This is a genomic window from Pluralibacter gergoviae ATCC 33028 = NBRC 105706 (assembly GCF_001598855.1).
GTDB classification, from domain to species: Bacteria; Pseudomonadota; Gammaproteobacteria; order Enterobacterales; family Enterobacteriaceae; genus Pluralibacter; species Pluralibacter gergoviae.
This window is the reverse complement of sequence record NZ_BCZS01000001.1, coordinates 247,226-269,055: the sequence shown is the minus strand read 5'-3', so window position 1 is coordinate 269,055 and position 21,830 is coordinate 247,226. Positions and strand designations below refer to the sequence as shown.

General features: G+C 61.9%; 22 protein-coding genes. 8 read left to right on the top strand and 14 right to left on the bottom strand.

Annotation, left to right across the window (positions count from 1 at the left end):
• Nucleotides 1–188 precede the first annotated feature (188 nt).
• The 3 genes from ENGE1_RS01265 (at nucleotide 189) to ENGE1_RS01255 (ending at nucleotide 1,577) form a co-directional block, all read left to right on the top strand.
• Nucleotides 189–518 (top strand): RcnB family protein, encoded by a 330-nt coding sequence (locus tag ENGE1_RS01265; RefSeq protein ID WP_043082898.1) that lies wholly within the window; start codon nucleotides 189–191, stop codon nucleotides 516–518.
• A gap of 62 nt (nucleotides 519–580) precedes the next feature.
• A complete protein-coding gene (locus ENGE1_RS01260) occupies nucleotides 581–1,006 on the top strand; it encodes a GNAT family N-acetyltransferase (RefSeq protein ID WP_043082896.1) in 426 nt (141 codons plus the stop codon).
• A gap of 121 nt (nucleotides 1,007–1,127) precedes the next feature.
• Nucleotides 1,128–1,577 (top strand): hypothetical protein, encoded by a 450-nt coding sequence (locus ENGE1_RS01255; protein ID WP_043082894.1) that lies wholly within the window; start codon nucleotides 1,128–1,130, stop codon nucleotides 1,575–1,577.
• Nucleotides 1,578–1,708: 131 nt separating this feature from the next.
• Here the strand turns inward: ENGE1_RS01255 and apbC are convergent, their stop codons facing one another.
• Complete coding sequence (apbC, locus tag ENGE1_RS01250) at nucleotides 1,709–2,818, bottom strand: iron-sulfur cluster carrier protein ApbC (RefSeq protein ID WP_043082893.1); 1,110 nt, start codon at nucleotides 2,816–2,818, stop codon at nucleotides 1,709–1,711.
• Nucleotides 2,819–2,996: 178 nt separating this feature from the next.
• On the opposite strand from apbC, the gene metG reads away from it, so the two are divergent.
• Nucleotides 2,997–5,033, top strand: a complete 2,037-nt coding sequence (metG, locus tag ENGE1_RS01245; protein ID WP_045291218.1) for a methionine--tRNA ligase — start codon at nucleotides 2,997–2,999, stop codon at nucleotides 5,031–5,033.
• Between the two features lie 217 nt (nucleotides 5,034–5,250).
• The gene (locus tag ENGE1_RS01240; protein WP_043086470.1) at nucleotides 5,251–5,709 is read left to right on the top strand and encodes a YehR family lipoprotein; all 459 of its coding nucleotides are present in this window, start codon (nucleotides 5,251–5,253) and stop codon (nucleotides 5,707–5,709) included.
• Nucleotides 5,710–5,760: 51 nt separating this feature from the next.
• On the opposite strand, the gene ENGE1_RS01235 is transcribed toward ENGE1_RS01240, so the two are convergent.
• The 4 genes from ENGE1_RS01235 to ENGE1_RS01220 all read right to left on the bottom strand — a co-directional run bounded on the left by ENGE1_RS01235 (nucleotide 5,761) and on the right by ENGE1_RS01220 (nucleotide 10,197).
• Nucleotides 5,761–6,972 carry an MFS transporter gene (locus tag ENGE1_RS01235; RefSeq protein WP_043082889.1) on the bottom strand — a complete coding sequence of 404 codons (1,212 nt, stop codon included), beginning with the start codon at nucleotides 6,970–6,972 and terminating at the stop codon, nucleotides 5,761–5,763.
• Nucleotides 6,973–7,276: 304 nt separating this feature from the next.
• A complete protein-coding gene (locus ENGE1_RS01230) occupies nucleotides 7,277–7,744 on the bottom strand; it encodes a YehS family protein (protein ID WP_045289940.1) in 468 nt (155 codons plus the stop codon).
• A gap of 45 nt (nucleotides 7,745–7,789) precedes the next feature.
• A complete protein-coding gene (gene btsR, locus ENGE1_RS01225) occupies nucleotides 7,790–8,515 on the bottom strand; it encodes a two-component system response regulator BtsR (protein ID WP_043082886.1) in 726 nt (241 codons plus the stop codon).
• Nucleotides 8,512–10,197: a sensor histidine kinase gene (locus tag ENGE1_RS01220; protein WP_048253928.1), complete on the bottom strand. Its 1,686-nt coding sequence runs from the start codon at nucleotides 10,195–10,197 to the stop codon at nucleotides 8,512–8,514. The genes btsR and ENGE1_RS01220 overlap by 4 nt, the downstream gene beginning before the upstream one ends.
• A gap of 221 nt (nucleotides 10,198–10,418) precedes the next feature.
• Between ENGE1_RS01220 and ENGE1_RS26365 the strand changes: the two genes are divergently transcribed.
• Complete coding sequence (locus ENGE1_RS26365; RefSeq protein WP_071883356.1) at nucleotides 10,419–10,532, top strand: protein YohO; 114 nt, start codon at nucleotides 10,419–10,421, stop codon at nucleotides 10,530–10,532.
• On the opposite strand, the gene ENGE1_RS01215 is transcribed toward ENGE1_RS26365, so the two are convergent.
• From ENGE1_RS01215 to bglX, 5 genes are all read right to left on the bottom strand, one after another.
• Nucleotides 10,507–11,244: an ABC transporter permease gene (locus ENGE1_RS01215; RefSeq protein ID WP_048253927.1), complete on the bottom strand. Its 738-nt coding sequence runs from the start codon at nucleotides 11,242–11,244 to the stop codon at nucleotides 10,507–10,509. The genes ENGE1_RS26365 and ENGE1_RS01215 overlap by 26 nt on opposite strands.
• On the bottom strand, nucleotides 11,241–12,173 hold the full coding sequence (locus ENGE1_RS01210; protein ID WP_043082881.1) for an ABC transporter ATP-binding protein: 933 nt from the start codon (nucleotides 12,171–12,173) through the stop codon (nucleotides 11,241–11,243). The genes ENGE1_RS01215 and ENGE1_RS01210 overlap by 4 nt, the downstream gene beginning before the upstream one ends.
• A complete protein-coding gene (locus tag ENGE1_RS01205; RefSeq protein WP_048253926.1) occupies nucleotides 12,166–13,323 on the bottom strand; it encodes an ABC transporter permease in 1,158 nt (385 codons plus the stop codon). Before ENGE1_RS01205 ends, ENGE1_RS01210 begins: the two co-directional genes overlap by 8 nt.
• Nucleotides 13,324–13,326: 3 nt before the next feature.
• A complete protein-coding gene (osmF, locus tag ENGE1_RS01200; protein ID WP_043082879.1) occupies nucleotides 13,327–14,235 on the bottom strand; it encodes a glycine betaine ABC transporter substrate-binding protein OsmF in 909 nt (302 codons plus the stop codon).
• A gap of 145 nt (nucleotides 14,236–14,380) precedes the next feature.
• Nucleotides 14,381–16,678, bottom strand: coding sequence for a beta-glucosidase BglX (bglX, locus tag ENGE1_RS01195; RefSeq protein ID WP_048253925.1), 2,298 nt, complete (start codon nucleotides 16,676–16,678; stop codon nucleotides 14,381–14,383).
• A 206-nt stretch (nucleotides 16,679–16,884) separates the two neighbouring features.
• On the opposite strand from bglX, the gene dld reads away from it, so the two are divergent.
• Nucleotides 16,885–18,612, top strand: a complete 1,728-nt coding sequence (dld, locus tag ENGE1_RS01190; RefSeq protein ID WP_048253924.1) for a D-lactate dehydrogenase — start codon at nucleotides 16,885–16,887, stop codon at nucleotides 18,610–18,612.
• Nucleotides 18,613–18,615: 3 nt separating this feature from the next.
• A complete protein-coding gene (locus tag ENGE1_RS01185) occupies nucleotides 18,616–19,170 on the top strand; it encodes a GNAT family N-acetyltransferase (protein WP_043082873.1) in 555 nt (184 codons plus the stop codon).
• Between the two features lie 62 nt (nucleotides 19,171–19,232).
• On the opposite strand, the gene ENGE1_RS01180 is transcribed toward ENGE1_RS01185, so the two are convergent.
• From ENGE1_RS01180 to ENGE1_RS01165, 4 genes are all read right to left on the bottom strand, one after another.
• Complete coding sequence (locus tag ENGE1_RS01180) at nucleotides 19,233–19,532, bottom strand: helix-turn-helix domain-containing protein (protein ID WP_043082872.1); 300 nt, start codon at nucleotides 19,530–19,532, stop codon at nucleotides 19,233–19,235.
• Nucleotides 19,529–19,885, bottom strand: a complete 357-nt coding sequence (locus ENGE1_RS01175; RefSeq protein WP_045289934.1) for a type II toxin-antitoxin system RelE/ParE family toxin — start codon at nucleotides 19,883–19,885, stop codon at nucleotides 19,529–19,531. Before ENGE1_RS01175 ends, ENGE1_RS01180 begins: the two co-directional genes overlap by 4 nt.
• A 182-nt stretch (nucleotides 19,886–20,067) precedes the next feature.
• Nucleotides 20,068–21,012 (bottom strand): D-alanyl-D-alanine endopeptidase, encoded by a 945-nt coding sequence (gene pbpG, locus ENGE1_RS01170; RefSeq protein ID WP_048253923.1) that lies wholly within the window; start codon nucleotides 21,010–21,012, stop codon nucleotides 20,068–20,070.
• Nucleotides 21,013–21,178: 166 nt separating this feature from the next.
• Nucleotides 21,179–21,766: a Yip1 family protein gene (locus ENGE1_RS01165; protein WP_048253922.1), complete on the bottom strand. Its 588-nt coding sequence runs from the start codon at nucleotides 21,764–21,766 to the stop codon at nucleotides 21,179–21,181.
• Between the last annotated feature and the right edge of the window lie 64 nt (nucleotides 21,767–21,830).

The following is a 21,830-nucleotide window of genomic DNA, read 5'->3' as shown; positions in this document are numbered from 1 at the left end:
TTCTCCGCAGGCCCCGGCTTGCGGATTTTTTTATTTTGCGCTGGACCGGAATCATCTTAAAACATCCTGCGGGGCTCGGCGCGCCGGGGTTTGCTTACACTTTTTAGCGTTCAAAGACTTGCCATCACGCCCTCGCATCAGGAATCATACAGGGCAGCTAATTTAAGCCCAGGATAGGTGGAGAATATATGCGTAAAACAAAAATGATGCTTCTGGGTGCGCTGCTGGCGACGGCGGGAGCCGTTTCTGCGGCGCCGGCAACAGAAGGCGCTACGGGTATACAGAAATATGAGGTGAAGACCTTTATTGCTGACTTTACCCACTTCAATATCGGCGATACCGTTCCGGCGATGTATCGCAGCGAAGAGTACAATATCAAGCAGTGGCAGCAGCGTAATTTACCGGCGCCGGATGCCGGTAGCCACTGGACCTATATGGGCGGCAACTACGTACTGATTACTGACGCCGATGGGAAAATCCTCAAAGCCTACGACGGCGAAATCTTCTATCATCGTTAATTCCGCTGCGGCTGCGGGCACGTATTGCGCCTGCAGCCGGATAATGCGTTACGGAGACAACGATGCAAATACGCCCCGGACACGAATCCGACCGCCCTTTTCTGCGCACCCTTTACCTTCATGCCCGCAAAGCCAGCTGGACCTGGGTTACCGACCCCGACTGGCGCCTGGAGGACTTTGACGCCGCGACGCGCGATGAAACCCTGTGGGTCGCTGAGATCGAGGGCCACCGGGCGGGTTTTGCCTCCGTATGGGATAACGATAATTTTCTGCACAATCTGTTTGTCGATCCCCGCTGGCAGGGACAAGGCGTCGGTAGCGCGCTGCTGGCGCACGTGCAGCGCACCTTCACCAGTACCGGCTCGCTTAAGTGCCTGGTGCAGAATACCCGGGCGCTGGCGTTTTACCAGCACCACGGCTGGCATACGGAAGCCCGCGGCTTTTCGCCGGAAGGCGAGTACTGGCTGATGCACTACCGCTTGCCGTGAATGCAGCCCATTTTCACTGCGTTTTGTGAGCCTGATTCCGGGAATCGCCCTTGTCGCCCGCCCGCCTCTGCGTACAATACCTGTATATAAACACAGTTATTTATAGAGGGAGAACGCAAGCATGGAAACCACTGCCGTCTGGCAACTTTCGGTCCCGCCGGATTTTATTGACGTAGAAGCCGACTTTGTTACCGCTGCAGCGCACTGCGAACGGCTCGCCGTTACGGCGCAGGAAACGGAAAACATGGCGACACAACGCGAACTGTACCAGCAGCTAAACAGCGGCCTGAACCAACTGCTGCCGGTGCTCAACGAGCCCATCCCCGACGCCGACAGGGAGGCATTTACCGTCGACACCCTCCCGGCGTCCTCGCCAATGCTTGACTGCGACAGCGATCTGCTGTGCGAATACTGCCTCGCCCTCAGCGAGCTGCTGGGGGGCGGCCGCATGTCCGTCAGCGTCGAAGAGGCGCTGCAGGGCCTGCTCAGCGACCTGCTCCGCCTGCTGACCGACCACATCGCCGCGCCGCGCTGGCTGCGCACGGCCGAAGGGGTGCAGCCGTTGGTATAAGAGCCGCGGATCTGCGGCGTTTATGCCTGCGCATCAGGCCGCATTAGCTCGTATAACCGGAACGCCGCCAGCGATACAAATGATAAGGCCGCCCGCAGGCGGCCTCTTTACCGGGAAGAAAACCGGTTCATCTACACCGCGCGGAAGGCGATCTCGCCGGGGATAACCTCGCCCTGCCAGTAAAGCTGGGCAGCCACGCGGCCGGCAAGCTGGCGGTAGAGGGCGGTAAACTCGCTGTCCGGGCGGGCCGCCACGGTTGGCGTACCGGCGTCGAGATCTTCCCGCAGGCTGATATGCAGCGGCATCTGCCCCAGCACTTCGGTGTGATACTTCTCGGCGAGCCGCTGCGCGCCGCCGGTGCCGAAAATCGGCTCCTCGTGGCCGCAGTTGCTGCAGACGTGGACGCTCATGTTTTCAACGATGCCGAGCACCGGGACCTCGACCTTCTCGAACATCACGATGCCCTTTTTGGCATCGGTGAGAGCGATATCCTGCGGCGTGGTGACCACCAGCGCGCCGGTGACCGGAATGTTCTGCGCCAGGGTCAGCTGAATGTCGCCGGTGCCCGGCGGCATATCCAGCACCAGGTAATCAAGATCCGGCCACAGGGTCTCCTGCAGCATCTGCATCAGCGCTTTGCTGGCCATCGGCCCACGCCACACCATGGCGTTATCGTCGGTCACCAGATAGCCAATGGAGTTGGTGGCAAGGCCAAACTTGATGATCGGCGCCATGTGGGTGCCGTCCGGCGAGGTCGGGCGCTCACCCTCGGCGCCGAGCATCATCGGGATCGACGGCCCGTAGATATCGGCATCCAGGATGCCGACCTTCGCGCCTTCCGCCGCCAGCGCCAGGGCCAGGTTTACCGCCGTGGAAGATTTCCCCACGCCGCCTTTGCCGGAGCTGACCGCGATGATATTTTTCACGCCGTTGATGCCCGGCTGGTTCTTCACCCGCTTGAGGGTGGCGATGCTGTGGCTCAGCTTCCAGTCGATGGCCTTCGCCTCGGTGATGCGCAGCAGTTCGGCGCTACACTGGGCCTTCAGCGCTTCAAAAGCGCTATGCCAGGCAAACGGCATCTGAATTTCAACGTGCAGCGTGTCGTCCAGCCAGGCGACGTGGTGCAGCGCCTTGAGGGCGGTGAGATTGTGCTTCAGGGTTGGGTGCTGAAAATTGGCCAGCGTGCCGACAACCATCGCGCGCAGGCGCTCCGGCGATTTGGCCTGGGACTGTGCGTTCATCCCGACTCCTTATTTTGTTGTTCTGAAGGGGGTAATTGTAACGTTCATGAGCGCGCGGAGGTAATTATTATTCGTCTGCGGCCTAAAGTGATGAAAAAGCCCTTATCACTTGGCGTCATCAGGCCCTTTCGGTTAACATCGAAGCCCCTTATAGCAACGATAAGAAGTAATGTTCACTATGACTCAAGTCGCGAAAAAAATTCTGGTAACGTGCGCGCTGCCGTACGCCAACGGCTCCATCCACCTCGGTCATATGCTGGAGCATATCCAGGCTGATGTCTGGGTCCGTTACCAGCGAATGCGCGGCCACAACGTCAACTTCATCTGCGCCGATGACGCTCACGGCACGCCTATTATGCTGAAAGCTCAGCAGCTTGGCATCACGCCGGAACAGATGATTGCCGACATGAGTCAGGAGCATCAGACCGACTTTGCGGGCTTTAGCATCAGCTATGACAACTATCACTCGACGCACAGCGATGAGAACCGGGAGCTGTCAGCCCTTATCTACGGTCGCCTGAAAGAGAACGGTTTTATTAAAAACCGCACCATCTCTCAGCTCTACGATCCGGAAAAAGGCATGTTCCTGCCTGACCGCTTTGTGAAAGGCACCTGCCCGAAATGTAAGTCGCCCGATCAGTACGGCGACAACTGCGAAGTGTGCGGCGCAACCTACAGCCCGACCGAGCTGATTGAGCCTAAATCCGTTGTCTCCGGCGCGACGCCGGTGATGCGCGAGTCCGAACACTTCTTCTTCGACCTGCCGTCGTTTAGCGAAATGCTGCAGGCGTGGACCCGCAGCGGCGCGCTGCAGGAGCAGGTGGCGAACAAGATGCAGGAGTGGTTTGATTCCGGCCTGCAGCAGTGGGATATCTCCCGCGATGCCCCCTACTTCGGCTTCGAAATTCCCGACGCGCCGGGCAAATATTTCTACGTCTGGCTGGACGCGCCGATCGGCTACATGGGGTCTTTCAAGAACCTGTGCGACAAGCGCGGCGATAGCGTCAGCTTCGACGAATACTGGAAGAAAGACTCCGACGCCGAGCTGTACCACTTTATCGGCAAAGATATCGTCTACTTCCACAGCCTGTTCTGGCCGGCAATGCTCGAAGGCAGCGGCTTTCGTAAGCCGACCAACCTGTTCGTCCACGGCTACGTGACGGTGAACGGCGCGAAGATGTCGAAATCGCGCGGCACCTTTATTAAGGCCAGCACCTGGCTGAACCACTTCGACGCCGACAGCCTGCGCTACTACTACACCGCCAAGCTCTCCTCGCGCATTGACGATATCGACCTCAACCTGGAAGATTTTGTCCAGCGCGTGAACAGCGATATCGTCAACAAGGTCGTCAACCTCGCCTCGCGCAACGCCGGCTTTATCAGCAAGCGCTTCGACGGCGTGCTGGCCTCTGAGCTGGCGGATCCGGCGCTGTACAAAACCTTCACCGACGCGGCCGCCAGCATCGGCGAGGCGTGGGACAGCCGCGAGTTTGGCCGCGCCATTCGCGAAATCATGGCCCTCGCCGACGTGGCGAACCGCTACGTTGACGAGCAGGCGCCGTGGGTGGTGGCGAAGCAGGAGGGCCGCGATGCCGACCTGCAGGCTATCTGCACCATGGGCCTCAATATGTTCCGGGTGCTGATGACCTGGCTCAAGCCGGTGCTGCCGGGCCTCAGCGCGCGGGCAGAAGCCTTCCTCAATACCGAACTGAGCTGGGACGCGATTGCGCAGCCGCTGCTGGGCCATAAGGTCAATGCCTTCAAGGCGCTGTACAACCGCATCGATATGAAGCAGGTTGACGCCCTGGTGGAAGCGTCGAAAGAAGAGGTTAAGGCGCTCAACGCCGCGCCGGTCAGCGGCCCGCTGGCGGACGACCCGATTCAGGACACCATCACCTTTGACGATTTCGCCAAAGTCGATATGCGCATTGCACTGATTGAAAATGCGGAATTTGTTGACGGCTCCGATAAGCTGCTGCGCCTGACGCTGGATCTCGGCGGCGAGAAGCGCAACGTCTTCTCCGGCATCCGTTCCGCCTACCCGGACCCGCAGCCGCTGATCGGCCGCCTGACGGTAATGGTGGCCAACCTGGCGCCGCGCAAAATGCGCTTCGGCGTCTCTGAAGGCATGGTGATGGCCGCAGGCCCCGGCGGCAGCGATATCTTCCTGCTCAGCCCCGACAGCGGCGCGAAGCCTGGTCAGCAGGTTAAGTAAGCCACAATCCCCGGACCGGCCCCTGCGCCGGTCCGTCTTTTTGCCCGGAACTCGGTATACTCCTAAATATTCTCTTTTCTTTACAAACTTTCACATTTCGTCATTTTCCTGGCTATACTTCCCACTCCTGTCCATTGTTATTAACAGTTTACGCCGTATGTTAACGCATCTGGCGTCGGCACAGCATGGACATGGCAATTCCCATTACATGGAGTTACTGAAGATGTTTAAGAAACTGCTGACCGCACTGTGCGCTTCCGTTGTCGTATTCTCTCTGGCCGGCTGCGGCGATAAAGAAGAGACCAAAACGTTTAAAGCGAACATCAACGGCGTTGAAATGTCGCTGACCTACACCTACTCCGGCGATAAAGTCATCAAACAGACCGCTGAAAACAAAATCGCCTACTCTTCTATCGGTGCAAAAAATAAAGAAGAAGCGCAGACGGTGTTAGGGCCTATCGGCCAGAAATACCAGGGCGTTGATGGCGTAGAAGAGAAGATCAACTACGAAGATACCTACGCTGAAGAAACGGTGAAAATCGACTACACCAAAGCGGATACCGCTAAGCTGAAAGAGCTGATGGGCGCTATGTCTACCGGCGACGTCTCCAAGGGCGTCAGCATGAAGCAGTCCCAGGCGCTGCTGGAAGCCCAGGGCTTCAAAGAAGTGAAATAAGTCACCGCCTGATACATCAGCGCCACCGCACGCACGCGGTGGCGCTTTTTTTTATGCTTTGCACTCGCCCTTGCGCAGACAGCGGGCATCATAGAGACGCACCGCCACGGCCGCCCCGCCTGCGGCGATCGCCAGCAGCACCACGCCCTGCCACGAAGCGACCTCATAGAGCTTACTGCCCAGCACCGATCCCATCGCCATGCCGATAAATACGCCGGTAAACAGCAGGGCATTCAGCCGCCCGCGCGCCTGCGGCTCCAGCCGGTACACCAGATTCTGATGCGCCACCAGGCTCGACTGCAGGCCAAGATCGAAACCGACCGCCGCCGCGGCGATGAGCGCCAGCTGTCCGTGCGGCGACAGCAGCGGCAGCAGGAGCATCAGTCCGAAAGAGAGCGTTACCAGCGCGGCGCCCAGCAGGGTGACCCGCTGCGGCCCCACTCTGTCCGCCAGTCCCCCGGCCAGCGGCGCCGCCAGCGCCCCGGCCGCGCCGGCGATACCAAATGCCCCCGCCGCCGCGCTGCCGAGCTGATACTTCGCCAGCAGCATCAGCGCCAGCGTTGACCAGAAGGCGCTAAACGCCACCGACAGAAACCCCTGGGCAAACGCCGCCCGCCGCAGCGCGGGATAGCGCAGCCAGAGGCGCGCCATCGAGCCCATCAGCGCGGGGTAGCTCAGGGTCGAGTGGGTCGCAAAGCGCGGCAGCACCGACCAGAGCAGCAGCCCCACCAGCACAATACTGGCCGCGGCCAGCTGGTACATCGTTCGCCAGCCGAGCGTCGCGCCGACAAAGCCGCTGACGGTGCGCGACAGCAGGATGCCGAGCAGCAGGCCGGTCATCACCGTTCCGACCATTTTCCCCTGCTTACCGTCGGGGGCGAGAATGGCCGCCGCCGGCACGATGTCCTGCGCCATGGTGGCCGCCATCCCCAGCAGCAGGCTGACGGTCAGCAGCGAGGTCAGCTGTCCGGTCAGACTGCAGGCCAGCAGCAGCAGCGCCAGCGCCGCGCTTTTCAGCAGGATCAGCCGCCGGCGATCGTAGCGGTCGCCCAGCGGCAGCAGAAACAGGATGCCCAGCGCGTAGCCCACCTGGGTGAAGGTCGGGACCAGCCCCATCTGGTTCACGGAGAGGTGCAAATCGCGGCCCAGCAGCGGCAGCAGCGGCTGCGCGTAATAGATAGCGGCAACGCTGAAGCCGGCGCCGAGGGCAAGGGCAAAGACGACCCGACCGGCGGCGGACGATGACAGAGAGTGTGCGTTCATGAGCAGTTTCCTAAACGGCATCGCAAAGATGGCGCTATTTTTACCCGCCGGGCGATAGTGCAGTAGTAAAACAATTATACGTAATACGTACAGGAAGGATAAAAATGAGGCGAATCGAACGCATAGACAGAATCGTTCTGCTGCAAACGTTTATCCGCATCGTCGGGGCCGGCTCGCCCGCGCCCGCAGCGGTGAGGCGGAGCGCGTCGCCATCGCCCCGCGCCTTTTTACCGATGGCCTGTACGCCACCGCCCTCGCCGGGCGGGGCGCCGCGACGATCTCAAGCCTGCCGCGGCGAAGTACGTTAGGGTTTTGCCATCAGCCGGGCGGTCAGCCCGCGCAGGAAGTAGCGCAAAAACTGATCGCCGCACTCGCGGTAATTTTTATGATCGGCCTTGCGCATCATGGCGGTAATTTCCGGCATCGAAACGCGGAACTTCTGCTCGGTCAGGATGGCAAGGATATCATCGGTTTTGAGCGCAAAGGCGATGCGCAGCTTTTTGAGGATGACGTTGTTATCGATCCGCCGCTCGATGGCCAGCGGCGGCGCGCTCTCATCCTTGCCGCGCTTATCGTAGATCAGGCCGTTGAGAAAGGCGGACATGATCACGTCCGGGCAGCGCGCGAAGCCCTCTTCATCCTCTTTGCGCAGCCACGGCACGATCTGCTCTGCGGTGATGTCGGTGCCGGCAAGGGCAAAGATGCGCACCATGTCGGGGTTGTTGGTTTTCAGCATGTAGCGCAGGCTACGGAGGATGTCGTTGTTCAGCATGTGGCCTTCAGAATCTGTCGCAAACCGCTAGTTTACCACTGAACGCTACAATCCCAACGCCTCTTTGAGACTCCTGAGATAGCGGCGGCTGACCGGCACCGTCTGCCCGCTGCGCAGCAGCAGCTCGGCCTGGCCGTTCTCCTCAAGACGGATCTCCCGCAGGTGCTGCATATTGACCAGATGCTGGCGGTGACAGCGCAGCAGCGGCGTGCGGCTCTCCAGGGTGCGCAGCGTCAGTTCAGTAAAGCCCTCGCGCCCTTCGCCGTCGGTCACGTACACACCACTCATCCGGCTGCTGACGAACGCCACGTCCGCCATCTGCAGCAGCCAGATGCGGCTGTGGCCGGTGCAGGGGATCACCTTCAGCGGCTGCTGGCTCTCGGCTATCTGCGACAGATCCTGCTGCCGGCGGCTGCGCTCCTGCTGCAGGCGGGCGAGGGTTTTCGCCAGCCGCCCCGCCTCCACCGGCTTGAGCAGATAGTCAAAGGCGTGCTCTTCAAACGCCTTCACCGCATATTCGTCGTAGGCGGTGAGAAACACCACCCACGGCCGGTGCTCAGGGTCGAGCATCCCGACCATCTCCAGGCCGCTGATGCGCGGCATCTGGATGTCGAGAAACAGCACGTCCGGACGCAGGCGGTGGACGGCGCCGATGGCCTCGACGGCATTGTCGCACTCGCCGACGACCTCGATATCCTCGTGGGATTCGAGCAGAATGCGCAGGTTTTCGCGCGCCAGCGGCTCGTCGTCAACGATCAGAATGCGGATCATACGTTCTCCTCCAGCGGCAGGCGCAGGGTAATACGGGTAAATTGCTCCGGTTCGCAGGTAACGGTAATGCCGCAGCCGTCGCCGAAACCGGCGCGCAGGCGCTTGTCCACCAGCGTCATGCCCAGCCCGCCGGAGGCCGCTTTCGGCGAATACAGCCCGGCGTTGTCCTCAATATCCAGCAGCAGCCAGCGGTCTTCCCGGCTGGCCCGCAGGGTAATTTCACCGACGCCCAGATGCTGGGAGGTGCCGTGCTTAATGGCGTTCTCGACGATCGGCTGCAGGGTAAAGGCCGGCAGCTGGCAGTGGGCCAGGGACGGCGGCACGCTGAGCTGTACCTGCAGACGCGTCTGGAAGCGCGCTTTCTCTATCTGCAGGTAGGCGTTGACGTGCTCTATCTCATCCGCCAGGGTCACGACTTCGGAAGGCCGCTTAAGGTTCTTACGAAAGAAGGTGGAAAGGTACTGCACCAACTGCCCGGCCTGCTCGCTGTCGCGGCGGATCACCGCCTTCAGCGTGTTGAGGGCGTTGAACAGGAAGTGCGGATTGACCTGAGCGTGCAGGAGCCGGATCTCCGACTGGGTCAGCAGCGCCTGCTGGCGCTCGTACTGCCCGGCGAGGATCTGCGCCGACAGCAGCTGGGCGATACCCTCGCCGAGGGTGCGGTTGATGGAGCTGAACAGGCGGTTTTTCGCCTCGTACAGCTTAATGGTGCCGATGACCCGCTGGTTTTCGCCGCGCAGGGGAATAACCAGCGTGGAGCCGAGCCGGCAGTGGGGATGAATCGAGCAGCGGTACGGCACGGCGTTGCCATCGGCGTAGACCACCTCCCCGCTCTCAATGGCCCGGCGGGTGTAGCGCGACGAAATGGGCCTGCCCGGCAGGTGGTGATCGTCGCCGATACCGGTAAAGGCGAGCAGCTTTTCGCGATCGGTGATCGCCACCGCGCCGATATCCAGCGCCTTAATCAGCACCTGCGCCACCTTCATGCTGTTCTCTTCATTAAAGCCCTGGCGCAGGATCCCCTCGGTGGAGGCGGCCACCTTGAGGGCGGTGGCGGAAAACGCCGAGGTGTACTTCTCAAACATCGCCCGCTTGTCGAGCAGGATGCGCATAAACAGCGCCGCGCCGACGGTGTTGGTGACCATCATCGGCGCGGCAATGCTCTGCACCAGGTGTACGGCGTCGTTTACCGGCCGGGCAATCAGGATGATGATCAGCATCTGCACCGCTTCGGCGATAAAGGTCGTCACCCCGGCGGTGACGGGATTGAAGATTTTGTCGCTGCGGCCCCGGCGCAGCAGAATGCTGTGTACCAGCCCACCCAGCAGGCCCTCGACGATGGTCGAGATCATGCAGCTCAGCGCCGTCATGCCGCCGAGCGAATAGCGGTGCAGGCCGCCGGTAAGCCCCACCAGGCCGCCCACCACTGGGCCGCCGAGCAGGCCGCCCATCACCGCGCCGATGGCGCGGGTGTTGGCGATAGAGTCTTCGATATGCAGGCCGAACCAGGTGCCCATAATGCAGAAGATGGAGAACACCACGTAGCAGAGAAATTTGTGCGGCAGGCGGACGGTGACCTGCATCAGGGGAATAAACAGTCGCGTCTTGCTCATCAGCCAGGCGATAACCAGAAACACGCACATCTGCTGCAGCAGCAGTAACACCAGGTTGAACTCATACATACCGCAGAACCACACTTTTCCCCAAAGCCGGTAACATACACCGACCAGCGAAACGTTTCTTTGACATCCTGAGCAAATCGGGAAAGTTGCCGGGCAATCGCCGTTTTTCACCCGCGCCGGGCGCGCAAAAGCGGCCAAATGTGCGCATTAAAGGCAATCAGGGGTTCATTAACCCGCCGGCTTCACCTTATAATCACGCCATTAACGTAAGGAGCACATCTATGAAACCTGCCAAACTTGCCGTCATCACCCTCTTCGCCCTGATGGCCATCGGCGGCATCAGCGGCGTCATGCTCGCAGGCTATTCGTTCATCGTTCGCGGCGGTGTCGGCTGAATCGTCCCGCCAGGCGCTCGAACAGCCTGTCGACGATAATCGCCGCCAGCGCCACCAGTATCGCCCCCTGAATCACGTAGGCGGTATTAAATCCGCTCAGGCCGATAATGATCGGCGTGCCGAGCGTGTTGGCGCCCACCGTTGAGGCAATCGTCGCCGTACCGATATTGACGATAACCGAGGTGCGGATCCCCGCCAGCATCACCGGCGCCGCCAGCGGCAGCTCCACTTTCCACAGGCGCTGGCCGCCGCTCATGCCCATCCCCTTCGCCACCTCCAGCACCGAACGCGGCACCGCGCCCAGCCCCGCCAGCGTCCCCTGCAGCACCGGCAGAATGCCGTACAGCGTCAGGGCGACGATCGCCGGCTGCTGGCCGAAGCCCATCACCGGCACCGCCAGGGCCAGCACCGCCACCGGCGGGAAGGTCTGCCCCATCGCGGCCAGCGTCTCCGCCAGCGGACGAAACTCCCGCCCGGCAGGACGGGTAACCGCCACGCCCGCGCCGATGCCTGTGACTATCGCCACCAGGCTCGAGGCGCCCACCAGCCAGAAGTGCGCCAGGGTCAGCGACCAGAAGCTCTGCTGCTGATAGACCGGGCGCGGCAGCTCGGGAAACAGGGCGCTGAACAGCGGGCCGCTGTAGGGCAGCAGAAAAAGCAGCGCGGCAAACAGCGCCAGCAGCCAGCAGAGCGGATCGCGAAGCCTCCTCACCGCGCTTCTCCGCGCAGCAGATCGGCGAAGTGCAGCGCGCCGAGGCTATTGCCATCGGCGTCCGCCACCGGCAGCACGTCGCAGCCCCGCGCCACGAACTGCGACAGCGCCTCGCGCAGCGACAGCGTAACCGGAAGCGGTTCGCCCGCCGCGCGTTCGCCGGGGCGCATGGCGTCGGCGACGCCGCGCAGCGACAGCAGGCGTACGCCCAGCTCGCTGCGGCCGAAGAAGGCCTCGACGAAGGCGTTTTTCGGCGCCGCCAGCATTGAGAGCGGCGTGCCCTGCTGCACCACTTCGCCGTTGTCCATCAGCACCAGATGATCCGCAAGCCCCAGGGCCTCATCGATATCGTGAGTCACCAGCACGATAGTCCGCCCCAGCAGACGGTGGATGCGCCGCATCTCCTGCTGCAGCGCGCCGCGGGTCACCGGGTCGAGCGCGCCGAAGGGCTCATCCATCAGCAGCACCTCCGGATTAGCGGCCAGCGCGCGGGCGACGCCGACCCGCTGCTGCTGGCCGCCGGAGAGCTGGTGCGGATAGCGGCCGCGCATGGCGGGCTCCAGCCCGAGCAGCGCCAGCAGCTCGTCAATACGGTCATTAATCTTCTGCCGGGGCCACTTCTGCAGCTGCGGCACGGTGGCGATGTTCTGCGCCACCGTCCAGTGGGGAAACAGGCCGATCGACTGAATGGCGTAGCCCATCCGGCGGCGCAGATCGAGCACCGGCTGGCGGCGGATATCCTCGCCGGCGAAGCGGATGGTGCCCTCGTCATGCTCTTCCAGACGATTAATCATCTTCAGGGTGGTGGATTTACCCGAGCCTGAGGTGCCGATCAGCACCGAAAAGGCCCCTTCGCGCAGAGTAAGATTAAGATCCTTGACCGCCGCCCGGCCGCCGAAGCGTTTTGTCACCTGCTGAAACTCAATCATGCGCGTCTCCTTTCAGTAGCGCTATCCACAGGGCGAACAGCGCGTCGGCGATGGCCGCCAGCGCTACCACTGGCACCACGCCGAGCAGCACCAGATCCAGCGCGCTGCTGAGCAGGCCCTGAAACACCAGCGCCCCGAAGCCGCCGGCGCCAATCAGCGCCGCCACCACCGCCATGCCGATGGTCTGTACGGTCACCACCCGCAGGCTGCGCAGCAGCACCGGCAGGGCCAGCGGCAGCTGGACCTTCCACAGCCGCTGGCTGCCGCTCATGCCCATCGCCGTGGCGCTCTCCAGCACCTCGGCGGGCACCTGCTGCAACCCGGCTACCACGCCGCGCACCAGCGGCAGCAGCGCGTAGAGCACCAGGGCGATCAGCGCCGGGGCCAGGCCGGTGCCGCTGACGCCGAGGGTTCCCAGCCACGGGAAGGTTTTCACCAGCCCGGCCAGGGGGGCGATCAGCAGACCAAACAGCGCCACCGAGGGCACGGTCTGGATAACGTTAAGCACGGTAAAGACTCGCCCCTGGCGGGCGGCGTGCCGCCAGCACCACAGCCCGATCGGAACGCCGATAGCCAGCCCCGGCAGCAGCGTGCCGAACAGCAGGATCAGGTGCTGCTGCAGGGCGCCGTCAAACACCTCCTGGCGGTTGGCGTACTCTTTCATCAGCGACAGATCGCCGAACGCGCCGCGCCACAGCAGGAACAGCGGCACGATCCAGATCTGTACGTTGAGCAGCCAGCGCCAGAGCGGACCGACGTTGAGCCGCCGCGCGGCGTCGCTGAAGGCGAGCAGCGCCAGCAGCAGCCACAACCACAGCCCGCTGCCCGGCGAGGTGCGGGCCAGCGGCGAACCGGCGGCGGCAAGCCGGGTGGCCGCCTCGCCGCAGCTCCACGCGAGGGCGATAAACAGCAACTGCGACAGCACAAGGGTTGCCGCCAGCGCCGCGCGGCCCGGCACCATGCTCAGGGCGATCGGCACCAGGAGCAGCGCCAGCAGCCCGGCGGCGGGAAAGGACCACACCTGCCAGATCTGGCGGCTTTCGCCGGAGACCAGGCGATTAGGGGCATAGTTAACGAAGGGCAGAAACGCCGCCGCCAGCGCAATCAGCGCCAGCAGCAGCAAAACGCGGTTATGGCAGCGCAGGGTCACGGGCTACTTCACCAGCCCTTTCTGCTTCAGCCAGTCGGCGGCCACCTTTTTGGCATCCAGCCCCTCTACCGCGATGCTGGCATTGAGGGTCTGGAGGGTCTTCGCATCCAGCTGTTCAAAGACCGGCTTCAGCCACGCGGCAATTTCCGGGTGCGCCTTGAGTACCGCTTCGCGCACCACCGGCGTCGGAGCGTAGATCGGCTGCACGCCTTTCGGATCGCTCAGGGTCTTCAGGCCCAGGGCCGCTACCGGACCGTCGGTGCCGTAGGCCATCGCCGCATTCACTCCGGAGGTCTGCTGGGCGGCGGCTTTGATGGTCACCGCCGTATCGCCGCCGGCCAGCGACAGCAGCTGGCTCTGGTCAAGCTTGAAGTTATAGGCTTTTTCGAAGGCGGGCAGCGCGTCGGGGCGCTCGATAAACTCGGCGGAGGCCGCCAGCTTAAAGGTGCCGCCCTTTTTCAGGTAAGCGCTGAGATCGTCGAGGGAGGCCAGCTTGTTCTGCTGCGCCAGATCGCCGCGCACGGCGATAGTCCAGGTGTTGTTGGCCGGGGCCGGCGTCAGCCACACCAGCTTGTTCTGCGCAAAATCGAGCTTTTTCACCTTCTGGTAGCCCGCGTCGGCGTTTTTCCACGCCGGGGAGTTCTCGTCCTTAAAGAAGAAGGCGCCGTTGCCGGTGTACTCCGGATAGATGTCCAGTTCGCCGGCGGTAATCGCCCCGCGCACCACCGGCGTGGCGCCGAGCTGCAGCTTGTTAACGGTCTGCACGCCGTGGCTGTCCAGCACCTGTAAGATGATGTTCCCCAGCAGGGCCCCTTCCGTATCAATTTTGGATCCGACTTTAACCGGCTCTGCCGCCTGGGCGGACGCGGCCAGCATCAGCGCCCCCGCAATGATTCCCGATGTGCTTCGCATGATGAGTCCTCTTATTGTCGCTGTTTTTCCGGGGGTTAACCTAAAAAGATAGACGAGGAACGGGGTTTTCGAAATCTCAATAGCGGAAATAGGCCGCAGACTGCCGCCAGAAAAAGAGAGGGCCGGTTTCCCGGCCCCGATTTATCTACTGCAGCACAAACTCGCCCTGCGTCACCCTGGCCGAATCAACGCCGATAAAGACGTTGAACTTGCCCGGCTCGGCGGCGTACTTCATCTGCTGGTTCCAGAACTTAAGCGCCCCCTCGTCAATCGGGAAGCTGACGGTGCGGGTTTCGCCCGGCCTGAGGGTGATTTTCTCAAAGCCGCGCAGCTGCTTCACCGGCCGGCTCATGGAGGCGGTGACGTCCTGAATGTACATCTGGATAGCCGTGGCCCCCTCGCGCTTGCCGGTGTTGGTCACCTCGACGCTGGCGGTGACCTTCCCGCCGCGGGCCAGGGTCGGCGCCGACATCTTCACCGGCGAGACGCTGAAGGTGGTGTAGCTCAGGCCGTAGCCGAACGGATAGAGCGGCCCGTTGGCTTCGTCGAAATAGCGGGAGGTATATTTATCCGGCTTCTCCGGATTATATGGACGGCCGGTGTTGAGGTGGCTGTAGTAGGTCGGAATTTGCCCCACCGAGCGCGGGAAGGACATCGGCAGCTTGCCGGAGGGGTTGTAGTCGCCGAACAGCACGTCGGCGATGGCGTTGCCGCCCTCAGTGCCGGCGAACCAGGTTTCGAGGATCGCGTCCGCCTGCTGGTCCTCTTTGACCAGCGTCAGCGGGCGGCCGTTCATCAGCACCAGCACCAGCGGCTTGCCGGTCGCTTTGAGCGCGGCAATCAGATCGCGCTGGCTCTGCGGAATGCCGATGCTGGTGCGGCTGGAAGCTTCATGGGCCATCCCCTGCGCCTCGCCGACCACCGCCACCACCACGTCGGACTGCTTCGCCGCCGCCACCGCTTCATCAAGCATTGCCTGCGGCGCGCGCGGGTCGACCTTCACCGCCTGCTCATACCCGTTGAGGAAGTCGACAATGCCCTTATCGTCGGTGACGTTGGCGCCTTTGGCGTAGAGAACCTTCGCCTTGTCGCCTACCGCCGCTTTAATGCCGTCCAGCACCGGTACCGCCTGGGCGGCAACGCCGGCGGCGGACCAGCTGCCCATCACGTCGCGCTGGCTGTCGGCCAGCGGGCCGACCACCGCAATGGTGCCGGATTTTTTCAGCGGCAGCGTCTCAAGACGGTTTTTCAGCAGCACCAGGCTTTCGCGGGCCACCTCCCTCGCCTCCTTACGGTGCAGGCGGCTCTCGGCGTTGGTGTCCTGCGGATCGGACGCTTTTGGCCCGAGGTGGCTGTAGGGATCGTTAAACAGCCCCATGTCGTATTTGACGTTCAGCACGTGGCGCGCGGCGTTGTCCAGCTCCGCCATCGTCACCTTGCCGCTTTTGACCAGCGCCGGCAGGTACTTGCTGTAGTACTCATCGCTCATGCTCATATCGACGCCGGACTTCAGCGCCACCCGCACCGCGTCCTCAGGATCGGCGGCGGTGCCGTGGCGAATCAGCTCTTTAATGGCGCCGTGATCGGAAATGGTAATGCCCTTAAAGCCCCACTGGTCGCGCAGCACCTCTTTCAGCAGCCAGGCGTCGGAGGTGGCGGGCGTGCCGTTCAGCGAGTTGAGCGCCACCATCACCCCGCCGCTGCCGGCGTCCAGCCCGGCCTTGTAGGGCGGCATGTAATCGTTAAACAGCCGCTGGGGGCTCATATCAACGGTGTTGTACTCTTTCCCGCCCTCCACCGCGCCGTAGGCGGCGAAGTGCTTAACGCTGGTCATCACCGAATAGCGGTCCGCCGGGCTTTTGCCCTGCATCGCCTCAACCATGGTTTTGCCCATCATCGCGGTCAGGTACGTATCCTCACCGAAGCCTTCTGAAACACGGCCCCAGCGCGGGTCGCGGGAGACGTCCACCATCGGCGCCCAGGTCATGTTGAGACCGTCGTCGGCGGCCTCGTAGGCGGAAATGCGCCCGACGGTGCGCACCGCGTCGAGATTAAACGAGGAGGCAAGGCCGAGACTTATCGGAAACACGGTGCGCTGGCCGTGCACCACGTCATAGGCAAAAAACAGCGGGATCTTCAGGCGGCTGAGCTGCATCACCTGGTCCTGCATGGCGCGAATATCGTGGCGGGTGACGGTATTGAAAATCGCCCCTACCTGGCCGTTTTTGATCATTTCGCGGATGGCTTCTTTCGGGTTGTCCGGCCCGACGCTTATCAGCCGCAGCTGGCCGATTTTTTCATCGACGGTCATTTTTTTAAGCAGATCGCTGACAAAGGCGTCCCGCGCCTGCGGGTTCATCGGATGGTTGCCGAAAATATCCTCAGCCAGCGCGGGCTGCAGCGCGAGGGCCACGGCGACGCCTACAGAACAGAGCCATTTCATAGTCGGGTACTCTCACAAGGTGTCCGGGCAGGGGCAAAAACCTGCCAAAAACAGCAGTTTGCCACAAGCGGGAAGCGTAGGCGATGGCAATACCCGGGCGAGGTTCTGAATTTTCGCCAATTTCCTGCTCCCATTTGTCATACAGAGCGCTATTCTTGTGTCACTTATGCGTTAACAAATCCATACTCACCACAAGGAGTGGGAAGATGTCTTCAGCGACAACACCTGACAATCGCGTATTTCTCTCTGAGCTGGCCCGCCTCGTCGGCGGCTCACACCTGCTGACCGACCCGGCCAAGACCGCCCGCTATCGTAAAGGCTTCCGCTCGGGCCACGGCGACGCCATCGCCGTGGTCTTTCCCGGCACCCTGCTGGAACTGTGGCGCGTGCTGGGCGCCTGCGTGCAGGCCGACAAAATCATTCTGATGCAGGCGGCGAATACCGGCCTGACCGAAGGCTCCACGCCGAGCGGCAATGACTATGACCGCGACATCGTAATTATCAGCACCCTGCGCCTCGATAAGCTGGAGCTGCTGGACGGCGGCGAGCAGGTGCTGGCCTTCCCCGGCACCACCCTTTATACCCTGGAGAAAGCGCTCAAGCCGCTGGGCCGCGAGCCGCATTCGGTGATCGGCTCCTCCTGCATCGGCGCGTCGGTGATCGGCGGGATCTGCAACAACTCCGGCGGCTCGCTGGTGCAGCGCGGCCCGGCCTATACCGAGATGTCGCTGTTCGCCCGCATCAATGAAGAGGGCAAGCTGCAGCTGGTGAACCATCTGGGTATCGATCTTGGCGAGACGCCGGAGCAGATCCTGAGCTGCCTGGACGACGACCGCCTGCGGGCGGAGAACGTGCGCCACGACGGCCGCCACGCCCACGACCACGATTACGTTACCCGGGTGCGCGACGTCGACGCCGACACCCCGGCCCGCTATAACGCCGATCCCGACCGCCTGTTTGAATCCTCCGGCTGCGCCGGCAAGCTGGCGGTGTTTGCGGTGCGCCTCGACACCTTCGAGGCCGAAAAGCGCCAGCAGGTGTTTTATATCGGCACCAACCAGCCGCAGGTGCTGACCGACATCCGCCGCCACATCCTCGCCGAATTCGAACACCTGCCGGTAGCGGGCGAATATATGCACCGCGATATTTACGATATTGCCGAGAAGTACGGCAAAGATACCTTCCTGATGATCGACAAGCTCGGCACCGACAAGATGCCCTTCTTCTTTACCCTCAAGGGCCGCACCGACGCGATGCTGGAGAAGGTGCCGCTGTTCAGACCGCACTTTACCGACCGCTTTATGCAGAAGCTCGGCGGCGCCTTCCCGGCGCACCTGCCGGCGCGCATGAAGCAGTACCGCGATAAGTACGAGCACCACCTGCTGCTGAAAATGGCCGGCGACGGCATCGACGAGGCGCAGGCGTGGCTGACGGAGTACTTTAAGACCGCTGAGGGCGACTTTTTCGCCTGCACCCCGGAAGAAGGCAGCAAGGCGTTTCTGCACCGCTTCGCCGCCGCCGGGGCGGCCATCCGCTATCAGGCGGTACACGCCGATGAGGTTGAGGATATTCTGGCCCTCGATATCGCCCTGCGCCGCAACGACACCGAGTGGTTCGAGCAGTTGCCGCCGGAGATTGACGGCCAGCTGGTGCACAAGCTCTACTACGGCCACTTTATGTGCCACGTCTTCCACCAAGACTACATCGTGAAGAAAGGCGTTGATGCCCACGCGCTCAAAGAGCAGATGCTGGCGCTGCTCAAGGCGCGCGGCGCGCAGTATCCGGCGGAGCACAACGTCGGCCATCTTTACGAAGCGCCAGAGAGTCTGAAAACGTTCTACCGGCAGAACGATCCGACCAACAGCATGAACCCCGGCATCGGTAAAACCAGCAAGCGCAAGCACTGGGCCGAAGCCGCGCAGGGCGAGGAGTAAGCGGTGACAGCAGCAGAGGTATTACCGGCAGGCGACGTGCAGATCCGCGCCGCCCTCCCTGACGATGTTCACGCTATCACCAGCATCTACGCCTGGCACGTCCTCAACGGCCGCGCCTCTTTCGAGGAGGTGCCGCCGACGATCGAAGAGATGCGGGCGCGGATGCAGAAGGTGGCGGACCACGGCCTGCCGTGGCTGGTGGCGCTCTATCGCGGCGTGGTGGTGGGCTACTGCTACGCCACGCCCTACCGCCCGCGCCCGGCCTACCGCTTCACTATTGAGGAGTCTATTTACGTCGATACCGGCATGACCGGCCACGGCATCGGCAGCGCGCTGATGTCGGCGCTCATCGCCCTCTGCGAACAGGGGCCGTGGCGGCAGATGGTGGCGGTGGTCGGCGACGGCAATAACAACGCCGGTTCGCTGAAGCTGCACCTGAAGCACGGCTTTGAGGTGGTGGGCACCCTGCGCAGCGTCGGCTATAAGCTCGGCGACTGGCGGGACACGGTGATTGTGCAGCGCCCGCTCAATGACGGCGACTGGACGCTGCCGGAGTAGGACGCGAGGGACGCACCTCTCCGGCCCGGCGGGACGAAACGTCGGCCAGGCCGGGGCGAGGCTTAAATCTGAAACGCCACTTTTTTACCGCCGGGAAGCTCAACATCCAGGCTGAGCTTTCCACCCATCGCCTCAACGTAGCGCTTAAGGGTGGCAATTTTAAGATCGTTTCCGCGCTGCTCTATCTGGGCAATGGCCGGCTGGCGAACGCCCATGGCCTCCGCCAGCGCCTTTTGCGAAAGCTGCAGCTCTTCGCGCATCAGCTGCAGGCCAACCTCCAGCACCATTTCATCCGTCATCTCTTTGATTCGCGCCTGGCTCTGCGCCGAACGGGATGCGATGGCATCGTCTAAGGTTCTCATCTTATCTTCTCCTTCTCCTGCCTGGCGAGGTGCGCTGAAAATTCGTCGTCAGCGATGCGTATCATTCTGTCGTAAAACTGTTTGTCACTGCTCTTGTCGCCAGCACACAGCACGATGGCGTGGCGAACCGGATCGAATGCGTAAAATGCGCGAACGGGCCTGCCTGCAAACTGTATGCGCAGCTCTTTCATATTATTGTAACGCGAGCCTTTCAGCGTGTCGGCATGGGGCCGGGGCAAATTCGGGCCATACGCTTTTAGCTTCCCCAAATCAGCCAATACCTTTTCCTGCAACGCCTCTTCCTGCTCGCTTAACCAGTCGTCGAAGCGCTGGCTGAATAGCACCGTCCACATGTCACTCTCCTTGTATAAGCTGTGGCTTATAGAAAGAGTTTATAAGCTGTAGCTTATAATCTCAAGAGGAGCCGTGTGACTATCAAAGATCGAGCGGGAGGTTATGCCGCAGAAGTCGGCAAGGAGTGCTGCGGTGCGCTCTGTTGCCGGGCAGATGCCCCTCTGCCCGGCGTTCGGTACGCTTAATCCGCCTGCGTCGCCGCCGACTCGCTCAGCAGCGCCTGGGCCATCTGCGCCTCTTTCTGCTTTTTATAGCTCAGCGCGGCGGCCGGGACCGGCATCACCTTACCGGTTTCAATCCAGGTCCGCAGGCGGCTGGCGTCGGCGAAGTGGGTGTATTTGCCGAAGGCGTCCATCACCACCATCGCCACCGGGCGGTTGTTCATCACCGTGCGCATCACCAGGCAGTGGCCGGCGGCGTTGGTGAAGCCGGTCTTGGTCAGCTGGATATTCCAGTTGTCGCGGTAGACCAGGTGGTTGGTATTGCGAAACGGCAGCGTGTAGGCCGGGTTGCGGAAGGTGGCCTCATCCTCTTTGGTGGTGCTGAGCTGGCCAATCAGCGGATACTGTTTGGTGGCGATCAGCAGCTTCGTCAGATCGCGGGCGGTCGAGACGTTGTGAATCGACAGGCCGGTGGGCTCCACGTAGCGGGTGTGAGTCATGCCGAGCGCGCGGGCCTTGTTGTTCATGGCGCGGATAAAGGCGTCGTAGCCGCCGGGATAGTGGTGCGCAAGGCTTGCCGCCGCGCGGTTCTCGGACGACATCAGCGCCAGCAGCAGCATGTTTTTGCGGCTGATCTGGCTGTTGAGCCGCACCCGGGAATAGATACCCTTCATCTCCGGCGTGTGGCTGATATCCACGCTCAGCATCTCATCCAGCGGCAGGTGCGCATCGAGCACCACCATGGCGGTCATCAGCTTAGTGATGGACGCAATGGGCCGCACCAGGTCCGGACGACTGGCGTAAATGACTTTATTGGTGTTGAGGTCGACGATCATCGCGCTGCCGGAAGCAATGTCCGGCTGGGCGGCGACGGCAGTGGAGGCGGTTCTGGCAATAGCCTGCGGCGCAAACGGAGCTGCCAGCATCAGCGCGATGCCGAGCAGGGAAACGCGAAATTTGTGCATGATCTCTGTTCTGATGGTTATTTATATATGATTCACGAAACAATATTACTTTCATGAATATTTAAAAAGCGGAGCATCATACCGTGGCCGCGTTTTCTCCCGCCACAGGAGAATCGTGAATAAATGCTGCATGGCCGCGGCGTTGCGCCAGCGGCCATGCGGGCATTCAGAACAGGCGGTAGCCGTAGCCCCAAAGGATAACCGTCGCCGCCAGCAGCACTTCCAGCACCAGCACACCGATCGCAAACGTCGAGCCGGCAAAGCTTGCCCCATCATCGCGGTTGATATTGAGAAAACCGGGTATACCAATATAGAGCAGATAGCCGGTATAGCAGAGCGCGGCCGTACCCACCAGCGCGCACATCCACACCAGCGGATAAAGCGCGACGATGCCGCTTAAAAACAGCGGCGTGGCAACATAGCCGGCAAACACCATGCAGCGCCGGAGCGGCGGCCGCTGCGGCACGCTGCGCGCCAGCCACCAGATAACCCGCCCCATCACCGCCACGCCCGCCAGCATCAGAGCGTAAAACAGCACGCCCAGCATCAGGCCCGTGGCCAGCGACAGCCTGACCACGTTGCCGTCGCCAAAGTCCCAGCCAATCTGCGTGGTACCGATAAACGCGCAGATAACGGGCACGGCCGCGAGGGCCAGAACGTGGTGCATATAGTGGTGCGAGAGGCTTTCGTCCTCGCGCTGAATATCGATCATTTCGCGGTTGGGACGGGACAGCAGTCCCCATACGTGATTCATAAATCCTCCTCGTCGTGACGCCCGGACACGACTCCAGTAAGTATAATTCAGGTTGTGATTACTT

Bases quoted from the DNA above. Each gene is read 5' to 3' on its own strand.
- pbpG (WP_048253923.1), bottom strand. From the start codon at position 21,012: ATGCACAAATTTCGCGTTTCCCTGCTCGGCATCGCGCTGATGCTGGCA.
- ENGE1_RS01180 (WP_043082872.1), bottom strand. From the start codon at position 19,532: ATGAGAACCTTAGACGATGCCATCGCATCCCGTTCGGCGCAGAGCCAG.
- ENGE1_RS01230 (WP_045289940.1), bottom strand. From the start codon at position 7,744: ATGCTGAACAACGACATCCTCCGTAGCCTGCGCTACATGCTGAAAACC.
- ENGE1_RS26365 (WP_071883356.1), top strand. From the start codon at position 10,419: ATGAAACCTGCCAAACTTGCCGTCATCACCCTCTTCGCCCTGATGGCC.
- ENGE1_RS01165 (WP_048253922.1), bottom strand. From the start codon at position 21,766: ATGAATCACGTATGGGGACTGCTGTCCCGTCCCAACCGCGAAATGATC.
- metG (WP_045291218.1), top strand. From the start codon at position 2,997: ATGACTCAAGTCGCGAAAAAAATTCTGGTAACGTGCGCGCTGCCGTAC.
- bglX (WP_048253925.1), bottom strand. From the start codon at position 16,678: ATGAAATGGCTCTGTTCTGTAGGCGTCGCCGTGGCCCTCGCGCTGCAG.
- dld (WP_048253924.1), top strand. From the start codon at position 16,885: ATGTCTTCAGCGACAACACCTGACAATCGCGTATTTCTCTCTGAGCTG.
- ENGE1_RS01255 (WP_043082894.1), top strand. From the start codon at position 1,128: ATGGAAACCACTGCCGTCTGGCAACTTTCGGTCCCGCCGGATTTTATT.
- ENGE1_RS01265 (WP_043082898.1), top strand. From the start codon at position 189: ATGCGTAAAACAAAAATGATGCTTCTGGGTGCGCTGCTGGCGACGGCG.
- ENGE1_RS01220 (WP_048253928.1), bottom strand. From the start codon at position 10,197: ATGTATGAGTTCAACCTGGTGTTACTGCTGCTGCAGCAGATGTGCGTG.
- btsR (WP_043082886.1), bottom strand. From the start codon at position 8,515: ATGATCCGCATTCTGATCGTTGACGACGAGCCGCTGGCGCGCGAAAAC.
- osmF (WP_043082879.1), bottom strand. From the start codon at position 14,235: ATGCGAAGCACATCGGGAATCATTGCGGGGGCGCTGATGCTGGCCGCG.
- apbC (WP_043082893.1), bottom strand. From the start codon at position 2,818: ATGAACGCACAGTCCCAGGCCAAATCGCCGGAGCGCCTGCGCGCGATG.
- ENGE1_RS01260 (WP_043082896.1), top strand. From the start codon at position 581: ATGCAAATACGCCCCGGACACGAATCCGACCGCCCTTTTCTGCGCACC.
- ENGE1_RS01210 (WP_043082881.1), bottom strand. From the start codon at position 12,173: ATGATTGAGTTTCAGCAGGTGACAAAACGCTTCGGCGGCCGGGCGGCG.
- ENGE1_RS01175 (WP_045289934.1), bottom strand. From the start codon at position 19,885: ATGTGGACGGTGCTATTCAGCCAGCGCTTCGACGACTGGTTAAGCGAG.
- ENGE1_RS01235 (WP_043082889.1), bottom strand. From the start codon at position 6,972: ATGAACGCACACTCTCTGTCATCGTCCGCCGCCGGTCGGGTCGTCTTT.